Source organism: Janthinobacterium sp. SUN211 (assembly GCF_030587315.1).
In the GTDB taxonomy this organism is placed as follows: Bacteria; Pseudomonadota; Gammaproteobacteria; order Burkholderiales; family Burkholderiaceae_D; genus Janthinobacterium; species Janthinobacterium kumbetense.
The window spans coordinates 492,405-514,312 of the sequence record NZ_JAPWIC010000003.1 but is presented as its reverse complement, the minus strand read 5'-3'; the positions used below and the strand labels follow the sequence as shown (position 1 = coordinate 514,312).

Here is a 21,908-nt window from a genome sequence, read left to right as displayed (position 1 = left end):
CTTCCTTTTTTTAAATGATAACGCCCCAGCCACATGCATGATCAAACACATTGATGCGGTTAGGCGCTAGTCTGATTTGGTTTCAATCAGACGGTGGCTGAAAACGAAAAACCCGTCAAACAGAATTTGACAGGCAAGAACAGCCGGGCAGTATAACCGTTTCCGGCTCCCTGCTCCAGCGTTTTCACACAACTGTACTGAGTTACAACAGACAGCAAAGCAGCTGGCGCCGAAGCGCCCTCTGCAACACTATCTTAGATACGACGACGTTTCGGTGGACGGCAACCGTTGTGCGGTACCGGCGTCACGTCCTGGATCTCGGTGATCTTGATGCCCAGGTTGTTCAGCGCGCGAACGGCGGACTCACGACCAGGACCTGGGCCCTTGATACGTACTTCCAGGTTCTTCACGCCACACTCAACAGCCACTTTACCAGCGGCTTCCGCGGCGACCTGCGCTGCGAATGGGGTCGATTTACGCGAACCCTTGAAGCCTGCACCGCCGGAGGTAGCCCACGACAAGGCATTGCCTTGACGATCGGTGATGGTAATGATGGTGTTATTGAACGAAGCGTGGACATGTGCGATGCCTTCAGCGACGTTCTTTTTAACTTTTTTACGCACGCGTGCTGATGCGGCGTTATTTTGCGACTTAGCCATAATTATTCCCTAGCGGATTATTTTTTCAGCGATTGAGCGGCTTTACGCGGTCCCTTGCGGGTACGTGCGTTCGTACGCGTACGCTGGCCACGGCAAGGCAGACCCTTACGATGACGCATGCCGCGGTAGCAACCCAGATCCATCAAACGCTTGATGTTCATGGACAGTTCACGACGCAGATCGCCTTCGACGATGAATTTACCTACTTCATCGCGCAGCTTTTCCAGTTCGCTGTCATCCAGATCTTTGATCTTTTTGTTGGTTGCTACACCGGTCGATGCACAGATTTTCTCTGCGCGTGGACGGCCCACACCGTAGATGGCCGTCAGGCCGATAACGGTATGCTGATGATTTGGGATATTAACCCCTGCAATACGTGCCATTTGTTATTCCTCGATTAACCTTGACGCTGCTTGTGACGTGGTTCCACGCAGATAACGCGGACTACGCCTTTGCGCTTGATGATCTTGCAGTTGCGGCAGATCCGCTTGACTGATGCGAGAACTTTCATTTTTGGGCTCTTTCTTTCGCTTCTTTGGTTTGATTCAGTGTGTTACTTGGTACGGAACACAATGCGGGCTCGGCTCAGGTCGTACGGCGTTAACTCCACCGTCACCTTGTCTCCAGGGAGAATGCGAATATAGTTCATCCGCATTTTACCTGAAATATGCCCGAGCACCACGTGTCCGTTCTCCAGCTTCACTCGAAATGTTGCATTTGGGAGATTCTCAAGAATCTCGCCCTGCATCTGTATGACGTCGTCTTTTGCCATTCGGTATGTTTACCGCGCTTAACGCGTCGGAATTCCGCCCTTGAAATTTGCTTTGCGCAGCAGCGAATCATATTGCTGCGACATCACGTAGTTCTGTACTTGCGCCATGAAATCCATGGTGACAACTACAATAATCAATAAAGAAGTACCGCCGAAATAGAATGGTACTTTCCACTGGGCTTGCATAAATTCCGGCAATAAACACACCAGGGTGATGTAGACTGCGCCAGCAAGTGTCAAGCGTGTCAGGATCTTGTCGATGTAACGGGCTGTCTGTTCGCCTGGACGGATCCCGGGAATGAACGCACCGCTTTTCTTCAAGTTATCCGCTGTTTCCTTGCTGTTAAAGACCAGCGCTGTATAGAAGAAACAGAAAAACACGATCGCCACTGCGTACAACAGCGCATGGATAGGCTCACCAGGCCCCATCGATGCTGCCAAATCTTTCAAGAACCGCACCGCAGGGTTAGCGTTGTCGGCGCCCTTTGAAAACCAGTCCACGATAGTGGCCGGGAACAAGATGATCGAAGAAGCAAAGATCGGCGGGATCACGCCGGCCATGTTCAGCTTCAACGGCAAATGGCTGGTTTGACCGCCATAAATCTTGTTGCCTACCTGGCGCTTCGCGTAATTGACCAATATTTTGCGCTGACCACGTTCGACGAATACAACGAAGTACGTTACCAGTGCTACCAGGATCACGATGAAAATCGCGCTGAAGCTGCCGATCGAACCATTCGACACCTGAGTGAACAAGCCACCCAACGCCGACGGCAGACCTGCTGCAATCCCGGCAAAAATGATGATCGAGATGCCATTACCCAAACCACGCTCGGTAATTTGCTCACCCAACCACATCAAAAACATTGTTCCGGTCAACAAAGTGACGACCGTCACGAAGCGGAATGCAAGACCAGGTTCCAACACCAGACCAGCTTGCGACTCCAGTGCGACTGCAATGCCTAACGCTTGGAACAGTGCCAGGGCAACCGTGAAATACCGGGTGTACTGGGTGATCTTGCGACGACCTGCTTCGCCTTCTTTTTTCAACGCTTCCATCTGCGGTGACACGATCGACAGCAATTGCATGATGATCGAGGCCGAGATATAAGGCATGATACCCAGCGCAAACACTGTAAAACGAGACAAGGCACCGCCCGAGAACATGTTGAACATGCCCAGGACGCCGCCTTCGTGCTCCTTGAACAGCGAGGCTAATTGTGTCGGGTCAATCCCGGGAACCGGGACGTGAGCACCGATACGATAAACCACCAATGCGCCAAGCAAAAACCAGAGCCGTCCCCAAGGGAAACCGGCCGCTGCACTTTTAGCAAGTTGTGGATTAGTCGCCAATTTTCGCTCCGATCAAGCTGTTAGCGGTCAACTCAGGCTACCGAGCCGCCGGCTGCTTCGATGGCTGCTTTCGCGCCAGCGGACACTTTCAAGCCCTTCAAATTCACCGCTTTGGTGATTTCGCCGGACAAGATCACGCGCACGTCACGGGCCAACACGCCCAGAACGCCAGCTTGCTTCAAGACCAGAATGTCGACATCGCCAACAGCCAGGTTGTTCAGATCGGACAGGCGCACTTCAGCTTTGAAGGTTGCGTGCATCGATTTGAAACCGCGCTTAGGCAGACGGCGTTGCAGAGGCATCTGACCGCCTTCGAAACCGACTTTATGAAAGCCGCCCGAACGCGATTTCTGACCTTTGTGACCACGACCCGAGGTTTTACCCAGGCCGGAGCCGATACCGCGACCGACGCGACGCTTGTAGTGCTTAGCGCCTTCGGCTGGTGCAATAGTATTCAATTCCATGATTTGCTCCGTTCGTGTAAGCCCGAAGGCTTACCCGACAACTTTAACGAGATACGATACTTTATTGATCATGCCGCGTACGGATGGGGTGTCTTGCAATTCGGAAACCGAATTTACACGACGCAGACCCAGACCGCGCACGGTAGCGCGATGCGATTCGCGCGTACCGATCAAGCCCTTGACCAATTGCACTTTGACTGTGTTTGTCATTTTGTCCACCTTAAGCCAGAATGTCTTCGACCGACTTGCCGCGTTTGGCAGCGATATCGGAAGCAGTGCTCATTTTCGACAGGCCGTCCAGCGTAGCGCGTACCAGGTTGTATGGGTTGTTCGAACCGGTGGATTTCGCCACCACGTCCGTCACGCCCATCACTTCGAAGATAGCGCGCATTGCGCCACCAGCGATAACGCCAGTACCAGGCTTAGCTGGGTTCATCAGGACCTTGGAGGCGCCGTGACGACCAACAACCGTGTGATGCAAGGTACCGTTTTTGAGCGGTACTTTGATCAGGTTGCGACGGGCTTCTTCCATTGCCTTCTGCACGCCAACTGGCACTTCTTTCGATTTGCCCTTGCCCATGCCGACGCGGCCATCGCCATCACCAACTACGGTCAGCGCGGCGAAACCCATGATACGACCACCCTTGACCACTTTGGTCACGCGGTTGATCGCGATCATTTTTTCGCGCATGCCATCATCCGGCTTGTCGCTTTGCATTTTTGCTTGCATTTTTGCCATGATTGATCCTTAGAACTTCAGACCGGCTTCGCGTGCGGCTTCTGCCAACGCTTTCACACGGCCGTGGTAACGGAAACCGGAGCGGTCAAACGCAACTTCGGTAATCCCTGCTTTCAACGCTTTTTCAGCGACGCGCTTGCCGATCAAGGCTGCAGCAGCGGCATTGCCGCCTTTGCCGGATTGGCCTGCCAGTTCAGCGCGAACTTCCGCTTCAGCCGTCGAGGCCGAAACCAGGACTTTAGCGTCCGGGCTGATCAGGTTGGCGTAAATGTGCAGGTTGGTGCGATGCACCGACAAGCGATTTACTTTCAATTCCGCAATCTTGATGCGGGTTTGGCGTCCGCGGCGAAGCCGTGATTCTTTCTTATCCATCGTCAGCCCCTAATTACTTCTTCTTGGTTTCTTTAAGCTTAACCACTTCGTCCGCATAGCGAACGCCCTTGCCTTTATAAGGCTCAGGAGCGCGGTAAGCACGAACTTCAGCGGCTACCTGGCCAACCTGTTGACGGTCGATACCTTTAATCAGGATCTCGGTCGGGGTTGGTGTTGCGCAGGTAACGCCAGCTGGCATGTCATGCACTACAGGGTGCGAGAAACCCAGGGACAGATTCAGCTTGTCGCCTTGAGCTTGCGCCTTGTAACCCACGCCTACCAGGTTCAGCTTTTTCTCGAAACCCTTGGTGACGCCAACAACCATGTTGTTGACCAGTGCGCGCAGCGTGCCGGACATGGCATTGGCTTCGCGGCTGTCGTTCGCCACGTCGAAACTCAGGGTTCCTGCATTGTTTTCCACTTTGACCTGGCCGGTGAGGGCCTGGGAAAGTACGCCCAGCGGGCCTTTTACGGTGATCGCTTGTGCGGAGATGGCGACTTCGGCGCCAGCTGGCACTACGATAGGCATTTTAGCTACTCGAGACATGTGTAACTCCTTAAGCCACGTAGCAAATAACTTCGCCGCCGACACCGGTAGCGCGTGCTTTGCGGTCAGTCATGACGCCTTGCGGAGTCGACACGATCGCCACACCCAAGCCATTCATCACAACAGGGATCTCGTCTTTACCCTTGTAGACGCGCAGACCCGGACGGGACACGCGCTCCAAGCGCTCAATGACGGGACGGCCAACATAATACTTCAAACCGATTTTCAGTTCCGCTTTGCCACCAGCTTCGGCAACAGCGAAATCTTCAATGTAACCCTCGTCCTTCAGGACGCTGGCAATCGCAATTTTGACTTTCGACGATGGCATGGCCACGGTCGTCTTTTGCACGCCTTGTGCATTGCGAATGCGGGTCAGCATATCGGCGATAGGATCGCTCATACTCATTGCATATTCTCCTATTACCAGCTTGCTTTTGTCATACCCGGAATTTCACCACGCATGGCGAATTCACGGAGCTTGATACGACCCAGACCGAATTTACGGAATGTGCCGCGCGGACGACCAGTGATGGCGCAACGGTTACGTTGACGCGTCGGGTTCGAGTTACGTGGCAGCGCCTGCAATTTCAGGCGAGCTTCGTAGCGCTCTTCTTCCGATTTCGATTGGTCATCGACGATGGCCTTGAGAGCTTCGCGCTTAGGGGCGAATTTCGCCACCAGGTCAGCACGCTTGATCTCACGATTAATCAGTGACAGTTTGGCCATGATCAGTTCCTGAAAGGGAATTTAAAGGCGGCGAGCAAAGCTTTGGCTTCGTCATCGGTCTTAGCGGTTGTCGTGATGCTGATATTCATACCGCGCAACGCGTCAATCTTGTCGTATTCGATTTCAGGGAAAATGATCTGTTCCTTGACACCGATGTTGTAGTTGCCACGACCATCAAATGCACGGCCATTCACACCACGGAAATCGCGTACGCGCGGCAGAGCCACGGTAATGAAGCGATCCAGGAACTCGTACATGCGAGCGCCGCGCAGGGTGACCATCGTACCGATCGGGTAACCTTCACGGATTTTGAAGCCTGCGATCGCTTTGCGGGACTTGGTGGTCACTGGCTTCTGGCCGGCGATCTTGGTCAAGTCAGCAACTGCGTGCTCGAGAACTTTTTTATCCGCGATAGCCTCACCAACACCCATGTTCAGGGTGATCTTGGTCAGGCGTGGAACTTCCATTACCGACTTGTAACCAAACTTGCTGGTCAGGTCGGCAACGACTTTTTCTTTATAGAATTCTTGGAGACGTGCCATGATTTCTTAAGCCTTCACTACTTCGCCGGAGGATTTAAAGATGCGAACTTTCTTGCCGTCCACTTCTTTGAAACCCACGCGATCTGCCTTGCCAGTCGCTGCATTAAACAATGCAACGTTGGACACGTGAATTGGCATGGTCTTATCGACGATACCACCAGTTACGCCAGTCATCGGGTTTGGCTTAGTCGCTTTTTTAGCGATGTTAATGCCGTCAACCACGATATGTTCAGCATCGATACGCTGCTGTACCACACCACGTTTGCCCTTGTCTTTCCCGGTCAGAACGATGACTTCGTCGTTTTTACGAATCTTATCCATTACGACTCCTTACAGGACTTCCGGTGCCAGGGACACGATTTTCATGAACTTCTCAGTGCGCAGTTCGCGCGTGACAGGTCCAAAAATACGGGTACCGATCGGTTCCAGCTTGGCGTTCAACAGAACGGCGGCATTGCCGTCGAACTTCACCAGGGAACCGTCTTGGCGGCGAACACCTTTAGCGGTGCGCACAACCACGGCGTTATAAATTTCACCTTTTTTGACACGGCCACGTGGCGCAGCAACCTTAACGGTTACCTTGATCACATCGCCAATGCCAGCATAACGGCGCTTGGAGCCGCCCAATACCTTGATGCACATTACTTCTTTGGCACCGGTATTGTCAGCCACTTCGAGCCGGCTTTCAGTTTGAATCATAGTATTCTCTTTCCCAACTTAAGCCGAAGAATCCACACAATGTAGACCCACGGTCAGTCTTGGTCCCGCCAGAGCCGCCCTGCTGGGCTTCACTGTTTGGGTGCATGACCTTCATACATCAACTGACCGCGAATGCTACTGTCTGTGGCCAGACACTTTGCGGCGTTACATGAACGAAGCCCGCAAGTATTACATACAATTTGCGGGCCTGCAAGTACTAATTAAAAGCCACCGCCGAAACGGTGGTTTTTATTTAAACGGTTGGTGCGGCTTGAACCACACGTGTCACCGTCCATGCCTTCGTTTTGGAGATCGGGCGACCCTCCTGGATCTCGACCGTGTCACCGGCCTTGACTTGGTTGGTCTCGTCATGCGCGTGATACTTGTTCGAACGCATGATGATCTTGCCATACAAAGGATGTTTTACGTGGCGCTCGATCAGAACGGTAACGGTCTTGTCCATCTTGTCCGAAACCACTTTACCGATCAGCGTGCGCTTGAGCGACTGTTTCACTGGTTCGTTCATTTGGCTTCCTTCAGATTCATTACCGTCTTCACACGCGCGATATCGCGGCGTACCTTCTTGAGCTGCGAAGTGTTGCTCAGCTGCTGCGTAGCGATTTGCATGCGCAGGCCGAACTGTGCCTTCAACAGGTCATTCAGCTCTTTTTGCAGAGCTGGCTGGTCCTTGCCGCGGAGTTCAGATGCTTTCATATACAACTCCAATTATTGGCCGACTTGGCGGATGACAAACGTCGTCGCCAGTGGCAGTTTAGCGGCAGCAAGACGGAATGCTTCCCGTGCCAGCGCTTCATCAACGCCATCCATTTCGTACAGTACTTTACCTGGCTGAATTTCAGCGACGTAGTACTCAGGATTACCTTTACCGTTACCCATACGGACTTCAGCCGGTTTGTTCGAAATCGGTTTGTCCGGGAAAATACGGATCCAGATACGGCCACCGCGCTTGATGTGACGCGTCATTGCACGACGCGCCGCTTCAATTTGACGCGCAGTGATACGACCGCGCGCAACTGCCTTCAGACCGAATTCGCCAAACGACACGGCGGTGCCGCGGCTGTGCGAAATACCGGTATTACGGCCTTTCTGCTCTTTACGATACTTTCTGCGTGCTGGTTGCAGCATGATTATTCTCCTGCTTTCTCAGCTGGTGCTGCTGCGGCGGCCGGTTTAGCGGCGGTACGCACACGTGCACCTGGTGCTGTGGATGGTTTCGCACCGGCACCGGCTGGACGTGGACGGCCAGCTGGCTTGCCATCGTCACGGCGTGGGCCGCGGCTTTTCTTCTCGTCAGCTGGGGTATCGATGACTGGTGCATCGCCGTTAGGCGCGCGGTCACCTTTGTATACCCACACCTTGACACCGATGATGCCGTAGGTGGTCGACGCTTCGCTGGTACCGTAGTCGATATCGGCGCGCAGGGTATGCAGAGGCACGCGGCCTTCGCGGTACCACTCTTTACGTGCGATTTCGATACCGTTCAGACGGCCGGACGACATGATCTTGATACCGAGAGCACCCAGGCGCATTGCATTTTGCATTGCACGCTTCATGGCGCGGCGGAACATGATCCGTTTTTCCAGCTGCTGAGCGATCGAGTCGGCGATCAGTTGCGAGTCGATTTCTGGCTTGCGAATTTCTTCGATGTTCACGTGAACAGGTACGCCCATGATCTTGGTCAGCGCGGACTTCAGTACTTCGATGTCTTCGCCTTTTTTACCAATGACCACGCCTGGACGCGAGCTGTAGATCGTGAAGCGCGCGTTCTTGGCTGGGCGCTCGATAACGATGCGGCCAACGGAAGCGTTCTTCAGTTTCTTTTTCAGGTAAGCACGTGCTTTCAAGTCTTCGTTCAGCATGGCAGCGAAATTACCGTTGCCTGCATACCAGCGCGAAGCCCAGTTACGGGTGACCGCCAGACGGAAACCGGTTGGATGAATTTTCTGACCCATCGTGGCTCCTTAGTTACCGACAGTCACGTAAACGTGACAGGATTGTTTCGAAATACGGTCGCCACGGCCTTTTGCACGCGCGGTGAAGCGCTTCAGGACGGGGCCCTTTTCGACGTAGATCGTTTTCACGAACAATTCGTCGATGTCCGCGCCATCATTGTGCTCGGCATTCGCAATAGCGGATTCCAGAACGCGTTTGATGATCGCAGCACCTTTTTTCGGGCTGAATTGCAAGATGTTGAGTGCAGCGTCAACTTTCTTGCCACGGATCAGGTCAGCAACCAGGCGGCCCTTTTGGTCCGACAGGCGCACACCTTTGAGGATAGCTTTAGTTTCCATTATTTCTTAGCCTTTTTGTCAGCTGCATGGCCCTTGAACGTACGGGTCAGTGCGAATTCGCCGAGCTTGTGACCAACCATGTTTTCGGAAACATAAACCGGCACGTGCAGCTTGCCGTTATGCACCGCGATCGTCAGGCCGATGAAGTCAGGCATGATTGTCGAACGACGCGACCAGGTTTTGATTGGCTTTTTGTCTTTGGCTGCTTGCGCGGCTTCAACTTTTTTCACCAGGTGGGCGTCACAGAACGGCCCTTTTTTCAATGAACGTGTCATGTGCTACCCCTTATTTCTTGCCGCGGCGCGAGACGATCATGGAAGTAGTACGCTTGTTGCTGCGTGTCTTCTTACCCTTAGTCTGTTGGCCCCAAGGCGAAACTGGATGACGACCAGCTGCTGTTTTACCTTCACCACCACCGTGCGGGTGATCGACCGGGTTCATGACCACACCGCGAACGGTAGGACGAACACCGCGCCAGCGCATCGCACCAGCTTTACCGATTTTACGCAGGCTGTGCTCGGCATTGCCGACTTCACCAACCGTTGCACGGCACTCGATGTGCACGCGACGTACTTCACCCGAGCGCAGACGCACTTGAGCGTAGGTACCTTCACGTGCCATCAGCACAACGCCAGCGCCGGCGGTACGTGCCATTTGGGCACCTTTACCTGGCAGCATTTCGACGCAATGCATCACGGTACCGACTGGGATGTTACGGATTGGCAAGCAGTTACCCGATTTGATCGGTGCTTCCGAACCGTTCATCACGCTGTCGCCAACGGCCATGCCTTTGGTTGCGATGATGTAGTGACGTTCGCCGTCGGCGTAGCACAACAGAGCGATATTCGCGGTGCGGTTTGGATCGTATTCGATACGTTCCACTTTCGCTGGAATACCATCTTTGGTGCGCTTGAAGTCGATCAAGCGATAGTGTTGCTTATGACCACCACCGATATGACGGGTGGTGATGTGACCGTTGTTGTTACGACCAGCGGTCTTGGATTTCTTTTCAACCAGGGCAGCGAACGGACGACCTTTGTACAGGTCGGCATTCACCACCTTTACCATGCCGCGACGGCCTGGCGAGGTTGGTTTCATCTTAACGAGTGCCATTATGCAGCCTCCTCGGAGAAGTTGATTTCCTGGCCAGGCTTCAGGCACACGAAAGCACGCTTGGTATGGTTACGACGACCGTTGAACTTGCCGGTGCGCTTTTGCTTACCTTCGCGGTTTGCAGTTTGCACGGACAGAACTTCAACCTTGAACAGCAGTTCGACCGCTGCCTTGATTTCAGGCTTGGTTGCATCCGGCAGTACGCGGAATACAATTTGCTCGTTCTTTTCCGCGACCATGGTGGCCTTTTCGGAAATCACGGGCGCCAACAGCACCTTCATCAAGCGTTCTTCGCTATGTTTCAAAATCGCGCTCATGCCAGCATCTCCTCAATCTTGGCCAATGCAGCTTTGGTGACCAGGATCTTCTTGTAGAACACCAGGGACATCGGGTCTGCGTGACGTGGCTCAACGACGAGTACGTTAGGCAGGTTGCGCGATGCCAGTTCCAGGTTTTCGTTCAGAACGTCGGTGATGATCAGAACCGAATCAAAGCCCAGGCCGTTCAATTTTTGCGACAGCAGCTTGGTTTTTGGCGCGTCGATCGTCAGATCGTCGATGACGATCAGGCGCTCTTCGCGAGCCAGCTGCGACAGGATCGAGCAGATACCTGCGCGATACATTTTTTTGTTCACTTTGTGGGTGAAGTTTTCGTCAGGCGAGTTCGGGAAAATCCGACCACCGCCGCGCCACAGTGGCGACGACGACATACCAGCACGAGCGCGGCCGGTACCTTTTTGGCGCCATGGCTTTTTCGTCGTGTGGTGAACTTCTTCACGGTCTTTTTGCTTGCGGTTACCACTACGTGCATTCGCTTGATAAGCGATGACGACTTGGTGGATCAGCGCTTCATTGTAGTCACGGCCGAAAATAGTATCGGCTGCAGCAACGTTCGAGGCGGCTTGACCTTGCGCATTCAGAAGCTTGAGTTCCATCGTTTAAGCTCCCTTCTTGGCTTTGGTTTTGATGGCTGGCGAGACAACTACCTGGCCATTTTTCGCACCTGGAATCGCGCCTTTGACCAGCAACAGCTGACGGTCGGCATCGATACGGGCGATCACGAGGTTCTGGATCGTACGGTTAACGTCACCCAGATGACCGGTCATGCGCTTACCAGGGAAAACGCGACCTGGATCTTGTGCCATACCGATGGAACCTGGAACGTTATGCGAACGCGAGTTACCGTGCGTTGCACGGCCAGAAGCGAAGTGGTAACGTTTGATAACGCCTGCATAGCCTTTACCGATGGTAACGCCTTGCACGTCGATCTTTTGACCGACTTCGAACAGGGAAGCAGCGACAACATCGCCAGCTTTCAGTTCAGCGGCTTTAGCAGCGTCAACGCGGAACTCTTTCAACAGAGTACCGGCTTCAACACCAGCTTTAGCGTGATGACCAGCAACAGCTTTGGTCACGCGGGAAGCGCGACGTTGACCGAATGCGACCTGAACAGCGGAGTAACCATCTGTTTCAGGGGTTTTGATTTGCGCAACACGGTTGTTCGATACGTCCAACACGGTGACAGGAATCGAATCCCCTTCATCCGTGAAAATGCGCATCATACCAACCTTGCGACCGAGAAGGCCTAGGCTCATTTTTTCTCCATTCCCACCTGCGATTGGGCGGGGCTTGTTTAACTACAAAGTAACGTAGGACTCAAAAAAGACGAATCCATACCGAAGCCGGCTAGTATATAGCACAAAAACCCTTGACGCAACAAGTTAACACGAGGTATGTCAAAGTGTTGCGCGACGCCCCTGCAGGAGTTGTCGAACACCTCCCGCAATTGTCGCAGCGCCTCGTCAAAATGAGCATCCATGCGCCCTGACGCCACAAAAAGAAGGGCGCGGACCAGGCTTGTGCCCCGTCCGCGCCCATGCGTCATGCGAGTCGCTGGTCTAGCCGTTGCAGCGCTCCAGGCAATGTTGGAGCAGGTCACGGCAAATCGGGCTGCCGCCCAATGAACCGGTGCAGCCGACATAGCTGCTGTCGCAGCGCGAACGGCATTGCCAGACATCCTCACTCGCCGCGGCATACGCGTAACCGGCACTCAGACCACAGGCGAAGAGGAAAAAAGCCAGTTTCTTGATCATGGTGCTGTCTCCAGATTGTTATGTTGGAATGAAAGGAACTGCCCGGTGGCGGCAAGCCATCCTTCCTGCCGCCCGCTATTACTCCCGCAAACCGCAACACACAATACCGTGCTGCCCGGAAAGCAATACCAAAGACTACCGTAAAAAATACCAACTTAAAACCAATTATTTTCCAAATCAGCAATCTTTTTCATGCCTCACTGGAGCAGGCTCTGACGATTGCTGCCCTCCCCTGCCTACCTGATACCAGTCCACCTTGCGCGTCGCCACCATGATGGCGGCCAGCACGGCGAACAGCAGGATACTGCCCATCACCAGCGCATTGTTTTCCGAGCTCAGCAAGCCATACAGGGCGCCATACAGCAAGGTCAGCGCCATGCCGAAGCCGATGCCGCGCCAAGCGTTGTGCAGTACGTGCACCAGATAGAAGCTGGTCAGCGCGATGCAGGCGGCGCTGGCGATCAGATAGGCGGCCAGGAAGGCGATATGCTCGGCCAGGCCCACCAGCAGCAGGAAGAAGATCACCAGCGACAGGCCCACCAGCAAATATTGCACCGGGTGGATCGGCAGGCTTTTCAGGATTTCAAAGATGAAGAAGGCGGCAAAGGTCAGCGCCACGAACAGCAAGCCATATTTCGTGGCCCGGTCCGACTGCGAATACACGCTCACCGGCTCGATGAAGCCCACGCTGAAGCGGTCGATCTGGCCCAGCGGGGCGCTGTCGGGCACCTTGAATTCCCCTTCGATCGTGCTCAGTTGCGTTTGCGCATTGGTGGCCAGCGACGAGATATTCCACGCCACATTGAAACCCTGGGCATCGATCTGGCGATTCTTCGGCGACGGCAGGAAGCGCCCGCCAAACTGCGGATGGGGCCAGTTCGACTTGATCTGGATCTGGCTGTTCTTGGCCACCGGCACGAAATGCTGGCGTTCGATGCCATCGAGGCCCAGGTCAAAGCTGAAGCGCACCTGCTGCGGCGCCGCCAGAGGCATGGCGCCCAGCGGCGCATGCAAGCCGCTGCGGAAGGCAAACAGGTCGGTACCCTGCTCGAACTCGATCTTTTGTCCGCCCCAGTCGATTTTCGGGATATTGCGGATGCCGCGCACGTCCTCGATGGAGAGGGCGACGAAAGGCTGACCTAGGGTCACGCGCGAGTCCGGCGACTTGCGCGGCAACTGGCTGCTGGCCGGCACCGTGAAGTCACCCTTGAACGCATGCTGGCCGCTGTAGACCAGCACCTGGTGGATGCCGCGGTAACGGCGGTCCGTCTCGATGTTGCCGTTGATCTGCAGATCGTTCGGGTACACGATAAGGCGGCGCTGCACCAGGCGGCGCAGCAACTCCGTGCGCACAGGCGCTTTCGCTTCCTTGTCATCGCCCTTGGCCACTTCCACGCGCTCTTCGTACTGCTCCGTGTAGGGAATCACGAGGATGGGGCCGATAATGGTTTGTTCGCGCACCGAATCGGCAGCGATGCTATTGACGGCTTCCTGGCGGAATTCCATCCGCTCCTTGATCGTTTCCTGAATCATCAGCAAAGGCAGGCCGATCAGCAACATCAGGCCGAACACGATCAACGCTTTGACTAAGAGAGTTTTTTGCATGGCGCATCCTTGAAGTAAGGTGCCCAGTGTAAAAAAGCTGTATGCGCTGACGATGCAGTCCGTGTGAAGCCGGCAAATAAAGTGCGCTAGGCCAGCGGCAGGCACAGGCGCGCGCAGGCACCGCCCTCCACATGATTGAGTACCTCGACCGTGCCGCCATGCAGGGATGCGACCTCGCGCACGAAGGGCAGGCCCAGGCCCGTGCTCTTGCCGGCGCTCGGGCGCGGCAGGGAGTAAAAGCGCTCGAAGACGCGTTCGAGCGCATATGCGGGGATGCCCGCGCCGCGGTCACGCACGGCAATTTCCACCTGGCGACCCTGGCGTCGCGCCGTCAGGTCGATGCAGCTGCCGGGCGGGGCAAAGCCGGCCGCGTTATCGAGCAAGTTGCCCAGCGCCTGGCGCAGCAACAGTGGGTCACCCGCCACGCTCGCCTCGTCGTGCTGCAATTGCAGACGCACGCCGCGCGCCGCCAGGGTGGCGGCCGCATCCTGCGCCACTTGCGCCAGCAGGGGCGCCAGCGCGATGCGCTCAGGGCTATCCAGGCGCTGCTGCTTTTCCACGCGCACCAGGGCCAGCAGCTTGTCGATCAGTTGCCGCTGGCGCGCATTCTGCTCCAGGATGCTGGCGAGAAACTGGCGGCGCTCGGCCGGCGGCATGTCTTCCTGCAGCAACTCGGCAGAGGCCTGGATGGCGGCGATCGGGCTTTTCAATTCATGCGCCAGCGTGTGCATCAACTGCTCCACATACTCCTTGCCCTCCAGGCGTGTGCGCATCGCCTCCAGCGCCCGCCCCAGCGTGCCGATCTCGTTCTGGCCCAGCGCCGGCAGCGCCACCTTGCGCCCAGCCTCCACGTCGCCGATGTAATGCATCAACTTGCCCAGTGCATGGTGCAGCCACCAGGCGAATGCCAGGCCGATCAGCAGCGACAGCAGCAACAGCACGGCGCCGCGCTGCAATATCTTGCGCTGGCTGCGCTCGACAAACGCTTGCACGCTGGCATTCGGCTTGGCCACCGTCAGCACGCCGATCACCTCATTGCCGTCGCGAATCGGCGCGGCCACGTGCATGACCGTCGACATCTCGTCGTCTGGCCGGCTGCGCGTGCTGCGCGCGCCATACTTGCCCTGCAAGGTGAGGTACACGTCATTCCAGCGCGAATAGTCGCGGCCCACGTCGCGCCCGCTGGAATCGAACAGCACGATGCCATGCCGGTCCGTGATGGTGATGCGGTAATCGAGCGTGCGCTTGCGCACGCCGTTGATATTGACGTCCACGCCATGGCGCGCGTAATCCTGCATGCGTTCTGCCACGGGCGACTGCGCCAGGCTGCCCGCCTTCACGTCGGGCGCCACCAGGCTGGCCAGAAGCTGCGAAGTATCAACCAGGGTGTCTTCCAGGGTCGAGCGCACACCGGGCTTGACCTGCTCCATGAAGACGTTCAGCAGGAACCATGCGGCCAGGCCGACGATCAGGAAGTAGCCGAGCAGGATGCGCAGGCCGATCTTCATGCGCCGGCCAGGCTGTAGCCGAGGCCACGGTGGGTGTGGATGGGGTCGACTTGCGCATCGATGGCGCGCAGCTTGGCGCGCAGCGATTTGACGTGCGCGTCGACGGTACGCTCGAGCGTGTCCGGCGCCCCGCTCCACACGCGCTCCATCAGCTGCGCGCGCGACAGCACGTGGCCGGGATGCGCGAGCAGGGTTTTCAGCAACAGGTATTCATAGCGGGTCAGGTCCAGCGGCTGGCCGTGAAAGAGCACCTTCGCCTCCAGCGCGCGCAATTCGAAGCGCGCCGGCGCGGCGACAGGCGCGACTATCGTCATGCCAGTCTCGCGAGGAGCTTGCGCGACACCTGCGCGGCGCAGGATGACGCGGATGCGTGCCACCAGTTCGCGTGGCGAAAACGGTTTCGTGACGTAATCGTCGGCGCCGATTTCCAGGCCGACGATACGGTCGATCTCGTCGCTGCGGGCCGTCAGGAAGATCACCGGCACCTCGGAAAACTGGCGCAGCCGGCGGCACACTTCCAGCCCGCTCATGTCGGGCAAGCCCACGTCGAGCACCACCAGAACGGGCATCTGCGCGGCTTCGCCGGGCGCTGGACGCAATGCGGCCAGGGCTTGCTCGCCCAACATCACATGGCGCGGCGCAAAGCCGTCCGTGCGCAAGGCATAGGCGATGCTGTCGGCAATCGCCTGTTCATCTTCCACGATCAGGACAGTCTTGGACATGGCGGCGGCACGCAGTAGTGGACAGACCCGGAGTATCCCTGAAGCACGCAAGCGGCGTCAATCGCGCGCCTTGCCGCGCGCCGGCAAAAAGCCACCCACCCTAAAAAACTTATAGTATATTTATCGCAGCATGACTCCACTGATACACCGTGTTTGACACCCGTCCGAGGAGACTATGAAGAACCATACCATCAGCCTGCTATGCGCTGTCAGCCTGCTGGCCGCCTGCGCGGCGCCAGCGACGATCACCACCTCCAACGCACAACAAGACGCCTGCAACGCGGCCGAGCTCAAGGGCCAGTTTGGCGAAGCGGAACTGGCTTGCGTACAGGCGCTGCGCAGCGCCGAGCAGGCCGGAGCCAGCGCGGACATCCTCTCGCAGCGCCAATACAACCTGGGCCGCATCAAGCGCTTGCAGGGCAAGAATGCCGAAGCGGAGCAACTGTACCGGCAAGCGCTGGCCACGGAAGAAGCGGCGCAGCCACGCAGCGATGCGCGCGTCGGCCGCCGCATGGTGGAACTGGCGTCGGCCCTGGCCGCGCAAGGCAAGTGGCAGGAAGGCACGGGCTACCTGGAACGCGTGCTGCCGTTGCTGCCGAAGCTGTCATCCGCGTCGCGCACGTATTCGGCGGAAGTGCTGCGCCAGTACGCCAGGCAGTTGCAAGGCGGTCCGCAGGCCGCATTGGGCGCGCGCTTCGACGCGGTGGCGGCCAGCCTGCAATAAGCAACTCCCGGGCCCGGCCTAGGGCTGGGCAACGTGGATGCTGGCCTTGATGTGCTTGAGGTGGGCCACGATGGTGAACGTCATCACCACCAGCAGCGACCAGGAGCTCCATTTGCTGACATGCACCACCGACCAGGCGCCAAGCTGGTTCGGATAGCGCCACACGCCCCAGAAAGTGCTGATGTTTTCAGCCAGCCAGATAAAGAAGCCGACCAGCACGAAACCGAGCAGCAAGGGCATGCTGCGGTCGCGGTCGAGCGGACGGAACACCACAGTGGTGCGCGCATACAAGCCCAGCGCGCAGGCGGCCAGGTACCAGCGATAGTCGCCGATGTAATGGTGAGTAAAGAAGTTGGCGTAGATCAGCACAGCGATCAGCACCGCCATCCAGTATGGCGGATGGTGGCGAATCCGCATGTCGAGCAGGCGCCAGGTCTGGATGATGTAGCTGCCGACCGCCGCATACATGAATCCCGAAAACAGGGGAACGCCGAACACTTTGGTATAGGCAAAGTCGGGATAGCTCCACGACTGGATCGTCCCCGATACCTTGAATACTTCCAGCGCAAAGCCCACCGCATGGAACAGGCAAATGGCTTTCAGCTCATCCCACGTTTCCAGTCCGCTCCAGACCATCGCGGCCTGGATCGCCAGCGCCACCAGCAGCAGCACGTCATAGCGCGGCAGGCCGAACAGGCCGGCGCGCGGCACCAGGAACACGGCAGCAAAAAACAGCCCCACGAACAGGCACGACCTCGCCTCCTTGATGCCGAAATACAGGAATTCAGTCAGGAAGCGCGGCCAGCCGCGCAGGCACTGGCGTGGAGTCGCATTTAACAGGTGGGTATCGAGGGCATTGAGCATGCAGCAACTTTATCGACGGGCTGCAGCACTGTAAAGCGATTTTGCACGCAGGCAGGTGGCGCCAGTACTGGGCAGGCACCAATAGCAATGGGGCCGGGCGTACTCACGATCGTGAGCAGGCCCGGCCCCATCATCAGGCAGCGGGACACCCCGCCGGCCTGGAACAGCTGTCAATACCTGATGCTACGGTGTTGTCAGCTGCCCCTGAAAACTCTTATTGCAGTTTGATTTCGACATCAACACCAGCTGGCAGATCCAGCTTCATCAGCGCGTCAACGGTTTTGTCCGTTGGGTCAACGATGTCCATCAGGCGTTGGTGCGTACGGATCTCGAACTGATCGCGCGAAGTTTTGTTGACGTGCGGGGAACGCAGCACATCGAAACGCTGAATACGGGTAGGCAGTGGTACTGGGCCTTTGACGACAGCGCCGGTGCGCTTCGCGGTTTCAACGATTTCCAGAGCGGACTGGTCGATCAGCTTGTAATCGAAAGCCTTCAGGCGGATACGGATTTTTTGGTTTGGTGCCGACATGATATTTCCTTAAAAGAACGAACCGCGCGGTCTGCACGGCAATGAGGTCATACGGGAATTTCTGACGCTACAACCGTCAGGGTCGACATGATAGCACCAAAATGCTTGCCAACCCCGGCAGTTGAATAAAAAGAAGGGCGCCGGGCGACGACGCGTCTTCTTTTCTATCGCTTAATAATTAAGCGATGATTTTTGCAACAACACCAGCGCCGACGGTACGGCCGCCTTCGCGGATAGCGAAGCGCAGACCTTCTTCCATCGCGATCGGGTTGATCAGCTTGACGGTGATCGACACGTTATCGCCTGGCATGACCATTTCTTTGTCTGCTGGCAACTCGATCGAACCGGTTACGTCCGTCGTACGGAAGTAGAACTGTGGACGATAGTTGTTGAAGAATGGCGTATGACGGCCGCCTTCGTCTTTCGACAGAACATAGATCTCGCCGGTGAAGTGAGCATGCGGCTTGATCGAGCCTGGCTTTGCCAGAACTTGACCACGTTGCACGTCTTCACGCTTGGTGCCGCGCAGCAGCAGACCAACGTTGTCGCCTGCTTGACCTTGGTCCAGCAGCTTGCGGAACATTTCCACGCCGGTGCAAGTCGTTTTGACGGTATCGGTGATACCAACGATTTCGATCTCTTCGCCGACTTTAACAATGCCGCGCTCGATACGACCGGTCACAACGGTACCGCGACCCGAGATCGAGAACACGTCTTCTACTGGCATCAGGAAGGCACCGTCAACAGCGCGCTCTGGCGTTGGGATGTATGCATCCAGCGCATCGGCCAGACGCAGCACTGCGTCAACGCCCATTTCGCCTTCTTTGCCTTCCAGCGCCATACGTGCCGAACCTTTGATGATTGGCAGGTCGTCGCCTGGGAATTCGTACTTCGACAACAGCTCGCGCACTTCCATTTCAACCAGTTCCAGCAGCTCTGCGTCGTCGACCAGGTCGCACTTGTTCAGGAACACGATGATGTATGGAACGCCAACTTGGCGGGCCAGCAGGATGTGTTCGCGGGTCTGTGGCATTGGGCCGTCAGCTGCGGAGCACACCAGGATCGCGCCGTCCATCTGGGCAGCACCGGTAATCATGTTTTTGATGTAATCGGCGTGGCCTGGGCAGTCAACGTGCGCGTAGTGACGCGTTTCCGTTTCGTACTCGACGTGGGCGGTGTTAATCGTGATACCGCGCGCTTTTTCTTCTGGAGCTGCATCGATCTGGTCGTATGCTTTAGCTTCGCCGCCGAATTTCTTCGACAGAACCGTTGCGATTGCAGCGGTCAGCGTGGTTTTACCGTGGTCGACGTGGCCGATGGTGCCGACGTTGACGTGCGGCTTGGTCCGTTCGAATTTACCTTTTGCCATTTTATTCTTCCTTAGAACAATGATTTAAATGTAGGGACCGGCATTCTCGTGAAAGCCGGCCCGGAACTTCTATTACTTAGCTTTCGAGCTTACGATTGCTTCAGTCACATGCTTAGGTGCTTCAGCATAGTGCTTGAATTCCATCGTGTAAGTCGCACGACCTTGGGTCGACGAACGCAACGACGTAGCGTAGCCGAACATTTCCGACAGAGGCACTTCGGCCTTGATGATCTTGCCGCCACCGCCAGCAATTTCATCCATACCTTGCACCATGCCGCGACGCGACGACAGATCGCCCATCACGGTACCGGCGTAGTCTTCCGGCGTTTCCACTTCCACGGCCATCATCGGCTCCAGGATGACTGGCGATGCTTTGCGGCAGCCATCTTTGAATGCCATCGAAGCGGCCATGCGGAATGCATTTTCGTTCGAGTCAACATCATGGTACGAACCGAAGAACAGCGTGACTTTCACGTCAACGACTGGGTAGCCAGCCATCACGCCCGAAGTCAGCGTGTCGCGCACACCTTTTTCAACTGCAGGGATGTATTCGCGAGGAACGGTACCGCCCTTGATCGCGTCAACGAATTCAAAGCCCTTGCCCGGTTCTTGCGGTTCGATCTTCAGAACCACGTGACCGTATTGACCACGACCACCCGATTGCTTGACGAATTTGCCTTCCGACTCTTCGCACACTTTACGGATCGTTTCGCGGTAAGCCACTTGTGGCTTGCCGACGGTGGCTTCAACGTTGAATTCGCGCTTCATGCGGTCAACGATGATGTCCAGATGCAACTCGCCCATACCGGCGATGATGGTCTGGCCCGATTCTTCATCGGTACGCACGCGGAACGATGGATCTTCTGCTGCCAGACGGTTCAGCGCCAAGCCCATTTTTTCCTGGTCGGCCTTGGTTTTTGGCTCAACCGCTTGCGAAATCACTGGCTCAGGGAAGACCATGCGCTCCAGAACCACGCTTGCCTTGTCATCGCAAAGCGTATCGCCAGTGGTGGTGTCTTTCAGACCCACAACGGCGGCGATGTCGCCAGCGCGCATTTCCTTGATTTCTTCGCGTTCGTTCGCTTGCATCTGCACGATACGGCCGATACGCTCTTTCTTCTGCTTCACGGAGTTCAACACCGAGTCGCCCGAATTCAGGGTACCCGAGTAGCAACGGATGAAGCACAGCTGACCCACGAACGGATCGGTTGCGATCTTGAATGCCAGCGCCGAGAATTTCTCGTCGTCGTCCGCTTTACGCTCGACAGGCTGCTCATCTTCATCCAGACCAGGTACTGGCGGAATGTCGATTGGCGATGGCAGGTACTCGATGACCGCGTCCAGCATGGCTTGTACGCCCTTGTTTTTAAAGGCGGTACCGCACAGCATTGGAACGATTTCGCTGGCGATGGTACGTTGACGCAGAGCAGCCTTGATCTCGGCTTCCGACAGGTCGCCTTCTTCCAGGTACTTGTTCATCAGGTCTTCCGACGCTTCAGCAGCGGCTTCAACCATGTTCTCGCGCCACTTGGCAGCATCAGCGGCCAGGTGTGCAGGAATGTCTTCGTATTCAAACTTCATGCCTTGCGAAGCGTCGTCCCAGATAACCGCTTTCATCTTGACCAGATCGATAACACCGGTGAAGACGTCTTCAGCGCCGATAGGCATCTGAATAGGTACTGGGTTGGCTTTCAGACGCGAACGCATCTGATCGTAGACCTTGAAGAAGTTGGCCCCGGTACGGTCCATCTTGTTCACGAAGGCCAGACGTGGCACTTTGTACTTGTTAGCCTGACGCCATACCGTTTCCGATTGTGGCTGCACGCCGCCGACTGCACAGTAAACCATGCAGGCGCCATCCAACACGCGCATCGAACGTTCCACTTCAATGGTGAAGTCAACGTGGCCTGGGGTGTCGATGATGTTGATGTGGTGAGCTGGGAAGTTGTTAGCCATGCCTTTCCAGAAGCACGTAACAGCAGCCGAGGTAATCGTGATACCGCGCTCTTGCTCTTGTGCCATCCAGTCGGTGGTGGCAGCGCCATCATGGACTTCGCCCAGCTTGTGGTTCACGCCTGTGTAGAACAGGACGCGCTCGGTCGTGGTCGTCTTACCTGCATCGATGTGAGCGGAGATACCGATATTACGATAGCGCTCAATGGGGGTCTTGCGGGCCATAATTAATCCTAAATGA

At 56.3% G+C, this 21,908-nt stretch carries 34 protein-coding genes; 1 reads left to right on the top strand and 33 read right to left on the bottom strand.

The features are described 5' to 3' along the window. Positions 1 to 254 precede the first annotated feature (254 nt). The 29 genes from rpsK to creB form a co-directional block, all read right to left on the bottom strand. Positions 255 to 659 (bottom strand): 30S ribosomal protein S11, encoded by a 405-nt coding sequence (rpsK, locus tag O3301_RS13590; protein WP_010394475.1) that lies wholly within the window; start codon positions 657 to 659, stop codon positions 255 to 257. 17 nt (positions 660 to 676) lie between these two features. Continuing rightward, positions 677 to 1,042, bottom strand: coding sequence for a 30S ribosomal protein S13 (gene rpsM / locus O3301_RS13585; RefSeq protein WP_046681666.1), 366 nt, complete (start codon positions 1,040 to 1,042; stop codon positions 677 to 679). Between the two features lie 14 nt (positions 1,043 to 1,056). Continuing rightward, on the bottom strand, positions 1,057 to 1,170 hold the full coding sequence (gene rpmJ / locus O3301_RS13580; RefSeq protein WP_010394471.1) for a 50S ribosomal protein L36: 114 nt from the start codon (positions 1,168 to 1,170) through the stop codon (positions 1,057 to 1,059). A 42-nt stretch (positions 1,171 to 1,212) separates the two neighbouring features. Then, complete coding sequence (infA, locus tag O3301_RS13575; RefSeq protein WP_005663428.1) at positions 1,213 to 1,431, bottom strand: translation initiation factor IF-1; 219 nt, start codon at positions 1,429 to 1,431, stop codon at positions 1,213 to 1,215. A gap of 18 nt (positions 1,432 to 1,449) precedes the next feature. Further along, positions 1,450 to 2,784 carry a preprotein translocase subunit SecY gene (secY, locus tag O3301_RS13570; protein WP_010394438.1) on the bottom strand — a complete coding sequence of 445 codons (1,335 nt, stop codon included), beginning with the start codon at positions 2,782 to 2,784 and terminating at the stop codon, positions 1,450 to 1,452. A gap of 32 nt (positions 2,785 to 2,816) precedes the next feature. Then, on the bottom strand, positions 2,817 to 3,248 hold the full coding sequence (gene rplO / locus O3301_RS13565) for a 50S ribosomal protein L15 (protein ID WP_034753211.1): 432 nt from the start codon (positions 3,246 to 3,248) through the stop codon (positions 2,817 to 2,819). A 30-nt stretch (positions 3,249 to 3,278) separates the two neighbouring features. Next, positions 3,279 to 3,458 (bottom strand): 50S ribosomal protein L30, encoded by a 180-nt coding sequence (gene rpmD / locus O3301_RS13560; RefSeq protein WP_010394435.1) that lies wholly within the window; start codon positions 3,456 to 3,458, stop codon positions 3,279 to 3,281. A 10-nt stretch (positions 3,459 to 3,468) separates the two neighbouring features. Beyond that, positions 3,469 to 3,987 carry a 30S ribosomal protein S5 gene (gene rpsE / locus O3301_RS13555; RefSeq protein ID WP_010394433.1) on the bottom strand — a complete coding sequence of 173 codons (519 nt, stop codon included), beginning with the start codon at positions 3,985 to 3,987 and terminating at the stop codon, positions 3,469 to 3,471. Between the two features lie 9 nt (positions 3,988 to 3,996). Beyond that, positions 3,997 to 4,359, bottom strand: a complete 363-nt coding sequence (gene rplR, locus O3301_RS13550; RefSeq protein ID WP_010394431.1) for a 50S ribosomal protein L18 — start codon at positions 4,357 to 4,359, stop codon at positions 3,997 to 3,999. Between the two features lie 13 nt (positions 4,360 to 4,372). Next, positions 4,373 to 4,906 carry a 50S ribosomal protein L6 gene (gene rplF / locus O3301_RS13545; protein WP_034778281.1) on the bottom strand — a complete coding sequence of 178 codons (534 nt, stop codon included), beginning with the start codon at positions 4,904 to 4,906 and terminating at the stop codon, positions 4,373 to 4,375. A 10-nt stretch (positions 4,907 to 4,916) separates the two neighbouring features. Beyond that, on the bottom strand, positions 4,917 to 5,312 hold the full coding sequence (gene rpsH / locus O3301_RS13540) for a 30S ribosomal protein S8 (RefSeq protein WP_034753208.1): 396 nt from the start codon (positions 5,310 to 5,312) through the stop codon (positions 4,917 to 4,919). 14 nt (positions 5,313 to 5,326) lie between these two features. Next, complete coding sequence (rpsN, locus tag O3301_RS13535) at positions 5,327 to 5,632, bottom strand: 30S ribosomal protein S14 (RefSeq protein ID WP_010394423.1); 306 nt, start codon at positions 5,630 to 5,632, stop codon at positions 5,327 to 5,329. 2 nt (positions 5,633 to 5,634) lie between these two features. Then, positions 5,635 to 6,174: a 50S ribosomal protein L5 gene (rplE, locus tag O3301_RS13530; protein WP_010394421.1), complete on the bottom strand. Its 540-nt coding sequence runs from the start codon at positions 6,172 to 6,174 to the stop codon at positions 5,635 to 5,637. A gap of 6 nt (positions 6,175 to 6,180) precedes the next feature. Then, positions 6,181 to 6,495: a 50S ribosomal protein L24 gene (rplX, locus tag O3301_RS13525; protein WP_034753204.1), complete on the bottom strand. Its 315-nt coding sequence runs from the start codon at positions 6,493 to 6,495 to the stop codon at positions 6,181 to 6,183. A gap of 9 nt (positions 6,496 to 6,504) precedes the next feature. Beyond that, positions 6,505 to 6,873, bottom strand: coding sequence for a 50S ribosomal protein L14 (rplN, locus tag O3301_RS13520; RefSeq protein WP_008444317.1), 369 nt, complete (start codon positions 6,871 to 6,873; stop codon positions 6,505 to 6,507). Positions 6,874 to 7,126: 253 nt separating this feature from the next. Then, positions 7,127 to 7,399 carry a 30S ribosomal protein S17 gene (rpsQ, locus tag O3301_RS13515; RefSeq protein WP_010394415.1) on the bottom strand — a complete coding sequence of 91 codons (273 nt, stop codon included), beginning with the start codon at positions 7,397 to 7,399 and terminating at the stop codon, positions 7,127 to 7,129. Beyond that, positions 7,396 to 7,587, bottom strand: coding sequence for a 50S ribosomal protein L29 (gene rpmC, locus O3301_RS13510; RefSeq protein ID WP_010394412.1), 192 nt, complete (start codon positions 7,585 to 7,587; stop codon positions 7,396 to 7,398). Before rpmC ends, rpsQ begins: the two co-directional genes overlap by 4 nt. A 12-nt stretch (positions 7,588 to 7,599) precedes the next feature. Next, positions 7,600 to 8,019, bottom strand: a complete 420-nt coding sequence (gene rplP, locus O3301_RS13505; protein WP_034753201.1) for a 50S ribosomal protein L16 — start codon at positions 8,017 to 8,019, stop codon at positions 7,600 to 7,602. A 2-nt stretch (positions 8,020 to 8,021) separates the two neighbouring features. Next, entirely contained in the window at positions 8,022 to 8,846 is an 825-nt protein-coding gene (gene rpsC, locus O3301_RS13500) for a 30S ribosomal protein S3 (RefSeq protein WP_034753199.1), read from the bottom strand. A gap of 9 nt (positions 8,847 to 8,855) precedes the next feature. Beyond that, entirely contained in the window at positions 8,856 to 9,188 is a 333-nt protein-coding gene (rplV, locus tag O3301_RS13495) for a 50S ribosomal protein L22 (RefSeq protein ID WP_170840583.1), read from the bottom strand. After that, entirely contained in the window at positions 9,185 to 9,460 is a 276-nt protein-coding gene (gene rpsS / locus O3301_RS13490) for a 30S ribosomal protein S19 (RefSeq protein WP_008444295.1), read from the bottom strand. Before rpsS ends, rplV begins: the two co-directional genes overlap by 4 nt. 10 nt (positions 9,461 to 9,470) lie before the next feature. After that, entirely contained in the window at positions 9,471 to 10,298 is an 828-nt protein-coding gene (gene rplB / locus O3301_RS13485) for a 50S ribosomal protein L2 (protein WP_034753198.1), read from the bottom strand. Beyond that, the gene (gene rplW, locus O3301_RS13480) at positions 10,298 to 10,615 is read right to left on the bottom strand and encodes a 50S ribosomal protein L23 (protein WP_010394398.1); all 318 of its coding nucleotides are present in this window, start codon (positions 10,613 to 10,615) and stop codon (positions 10,298 to 10,300) included. Before rplW ends, rplB begins: the two co-directional genes overlap by 1 nt. Continuing rightward, complete coding sequence (gene rplD / locus O3301_RS13475) at positions 10,612 to 11,232, bottom strand: 50S ribosomal protein L4 (RefSeq protein ID WP_034753197.1); 621 nt, start codon at positions 11,230 to 11,232, stop codon at positions 10,612 to 10,614. The genes rplW and rplD overlap by 4 nt, the downstream gene beginning before the upstream one ends. Before the next feature lie 3 nt (positions 11,233 to 11,235). After that, positions 11,236 to 11,892: a 50S ribosomal protein L3 gene (rplC, locus tag O3301_RS13470; protein WP_010394393.1), complete on the bottom strand. Its 657-nt coding sequence runs from the start codon at positions 11,890 to 11,892 to the stop codon at positions 11,236 to 11,238. Between the two features lie 303 nt (positions 11,893 to 12,195). Next, positions 12,196 to 12,390: a hypothetical protein gene (locus tag O3301_RS13465; protein WP_077398840.1), complete on the bottom strand. Its 195-nt coding sequence runs from the start codon at positions 12,388 to 12,390 to the stop codon at positions 12,196 to 12,198. 177 nt (positions 12,391 to 12,567) lie between these two features. Further along, positions 12,568 to 13,995, bottom strand: a complete 1,428-nt coding sequence (gene creD, locus O3301_RS13460; protein WP_305056611.1) for a cell envelope integrity protein CreD — start codon at positions 13,993 to 13,995, stop codon at positions 12,568 to 12,570. Between the two features lie 86 nt (positions 13,996 to 14,081). Continuing rightward, entirely contained in the window at positions 14,082 to 15,503 is a 1,422-nt protein-coding gene (gene creC, locus O3301_RS13455) for a two-component system sensor histidine kinase CreC (RefSeq protein WP_305056610.1), read from the bottom strand. After that, positions 15,500 to 16,225 (bottom strand): two-component system response regulator CreB, encoded by a 726-nt coding sequence (gene creB / locus O3301_RS13450; protein WP_305056609.1) that lies wholly within the window; start codon positions 16,223 to 16,225, stop codon positions 15,500 to 15,502. The genes creC and creB overlap by 4 nt, the downstream gene beginning before the upstream one ends. Before the next feature lie 175 nt (positions 16,226 to 16,400). On the opposite strand from creB, the gene O3301_RS13445 reads away from it, so the two are divergent. Continuing rightward, positions 16,401 to 16,949 carry a tetratricopeptide repeat protein gene (locus O3301_RS13445; protein WP_099665741.1) on the top strand — a complete coding sequence of 183 codons (549 nt, stop codon included), beginning with the start codon at positions 16,401 to 16,403 and terminating at the stop codon, positions 16,947 to 16,949. A gap of 18 nt (positions 16,950 to 16,967) precedes the next feature. On the opposite strand, the gene O3301_RS13440 is transcribed toward O3301_RS13445, so the two are convergent. The 4 genes from O3301_RS13440 to fusA form a co-directional block, all read right to left on the bottom strand. Then, complete coding sequence (locus tag O3301_RS13440; protein ID WP_305056608.1) at positions 16,968 to 17,813, bottom strand: DUF817 domain-containing protein; 846 nt, start codon at positions 17,811 to 17,813, stop codon at positions 16,968 to 16,970. A gap of 214 nt (positions 17,814 to 18,027) precedes the next feature. Next, entirely contained in the window at positions 18,028 to 18,345 is a 318-nt protein-coding gene (gene rpsJ, locus O3301_RS13435) for a 30S ribosomal protein S10 (protein ID WP_010394389.1), read from the bottom strand. 178 nt (positions 18,346 to 18,523) lie between these two features. Then, positions 18,524 to 19,714 carry an elongation factor Tu gene (tuf, locus tag O3301_RS13430; protein ID WP_077398776.1) on the bottom strand — a complete coding sequence of 397 codons (1,191 nt, stop codon included), beginning with the start codon at positions 19,712 to 19,714 and terminating at the stop codon, positions 18,524 to 18,526. Positions 19,715 to 19,786: 72 nt separating this feature from the next. Continuing rightward, entirely contained in the window at positions 19,787 to 21,892 is a 2,106-nt protein-coding gene (gene fusA / locus O3301_RS13425; RefSeq protein WP_077398827.1) for an elongation factor G, read from the bottom strand. Positions 21,893 to 21,908: the final 16 nt, after the last annotated feature.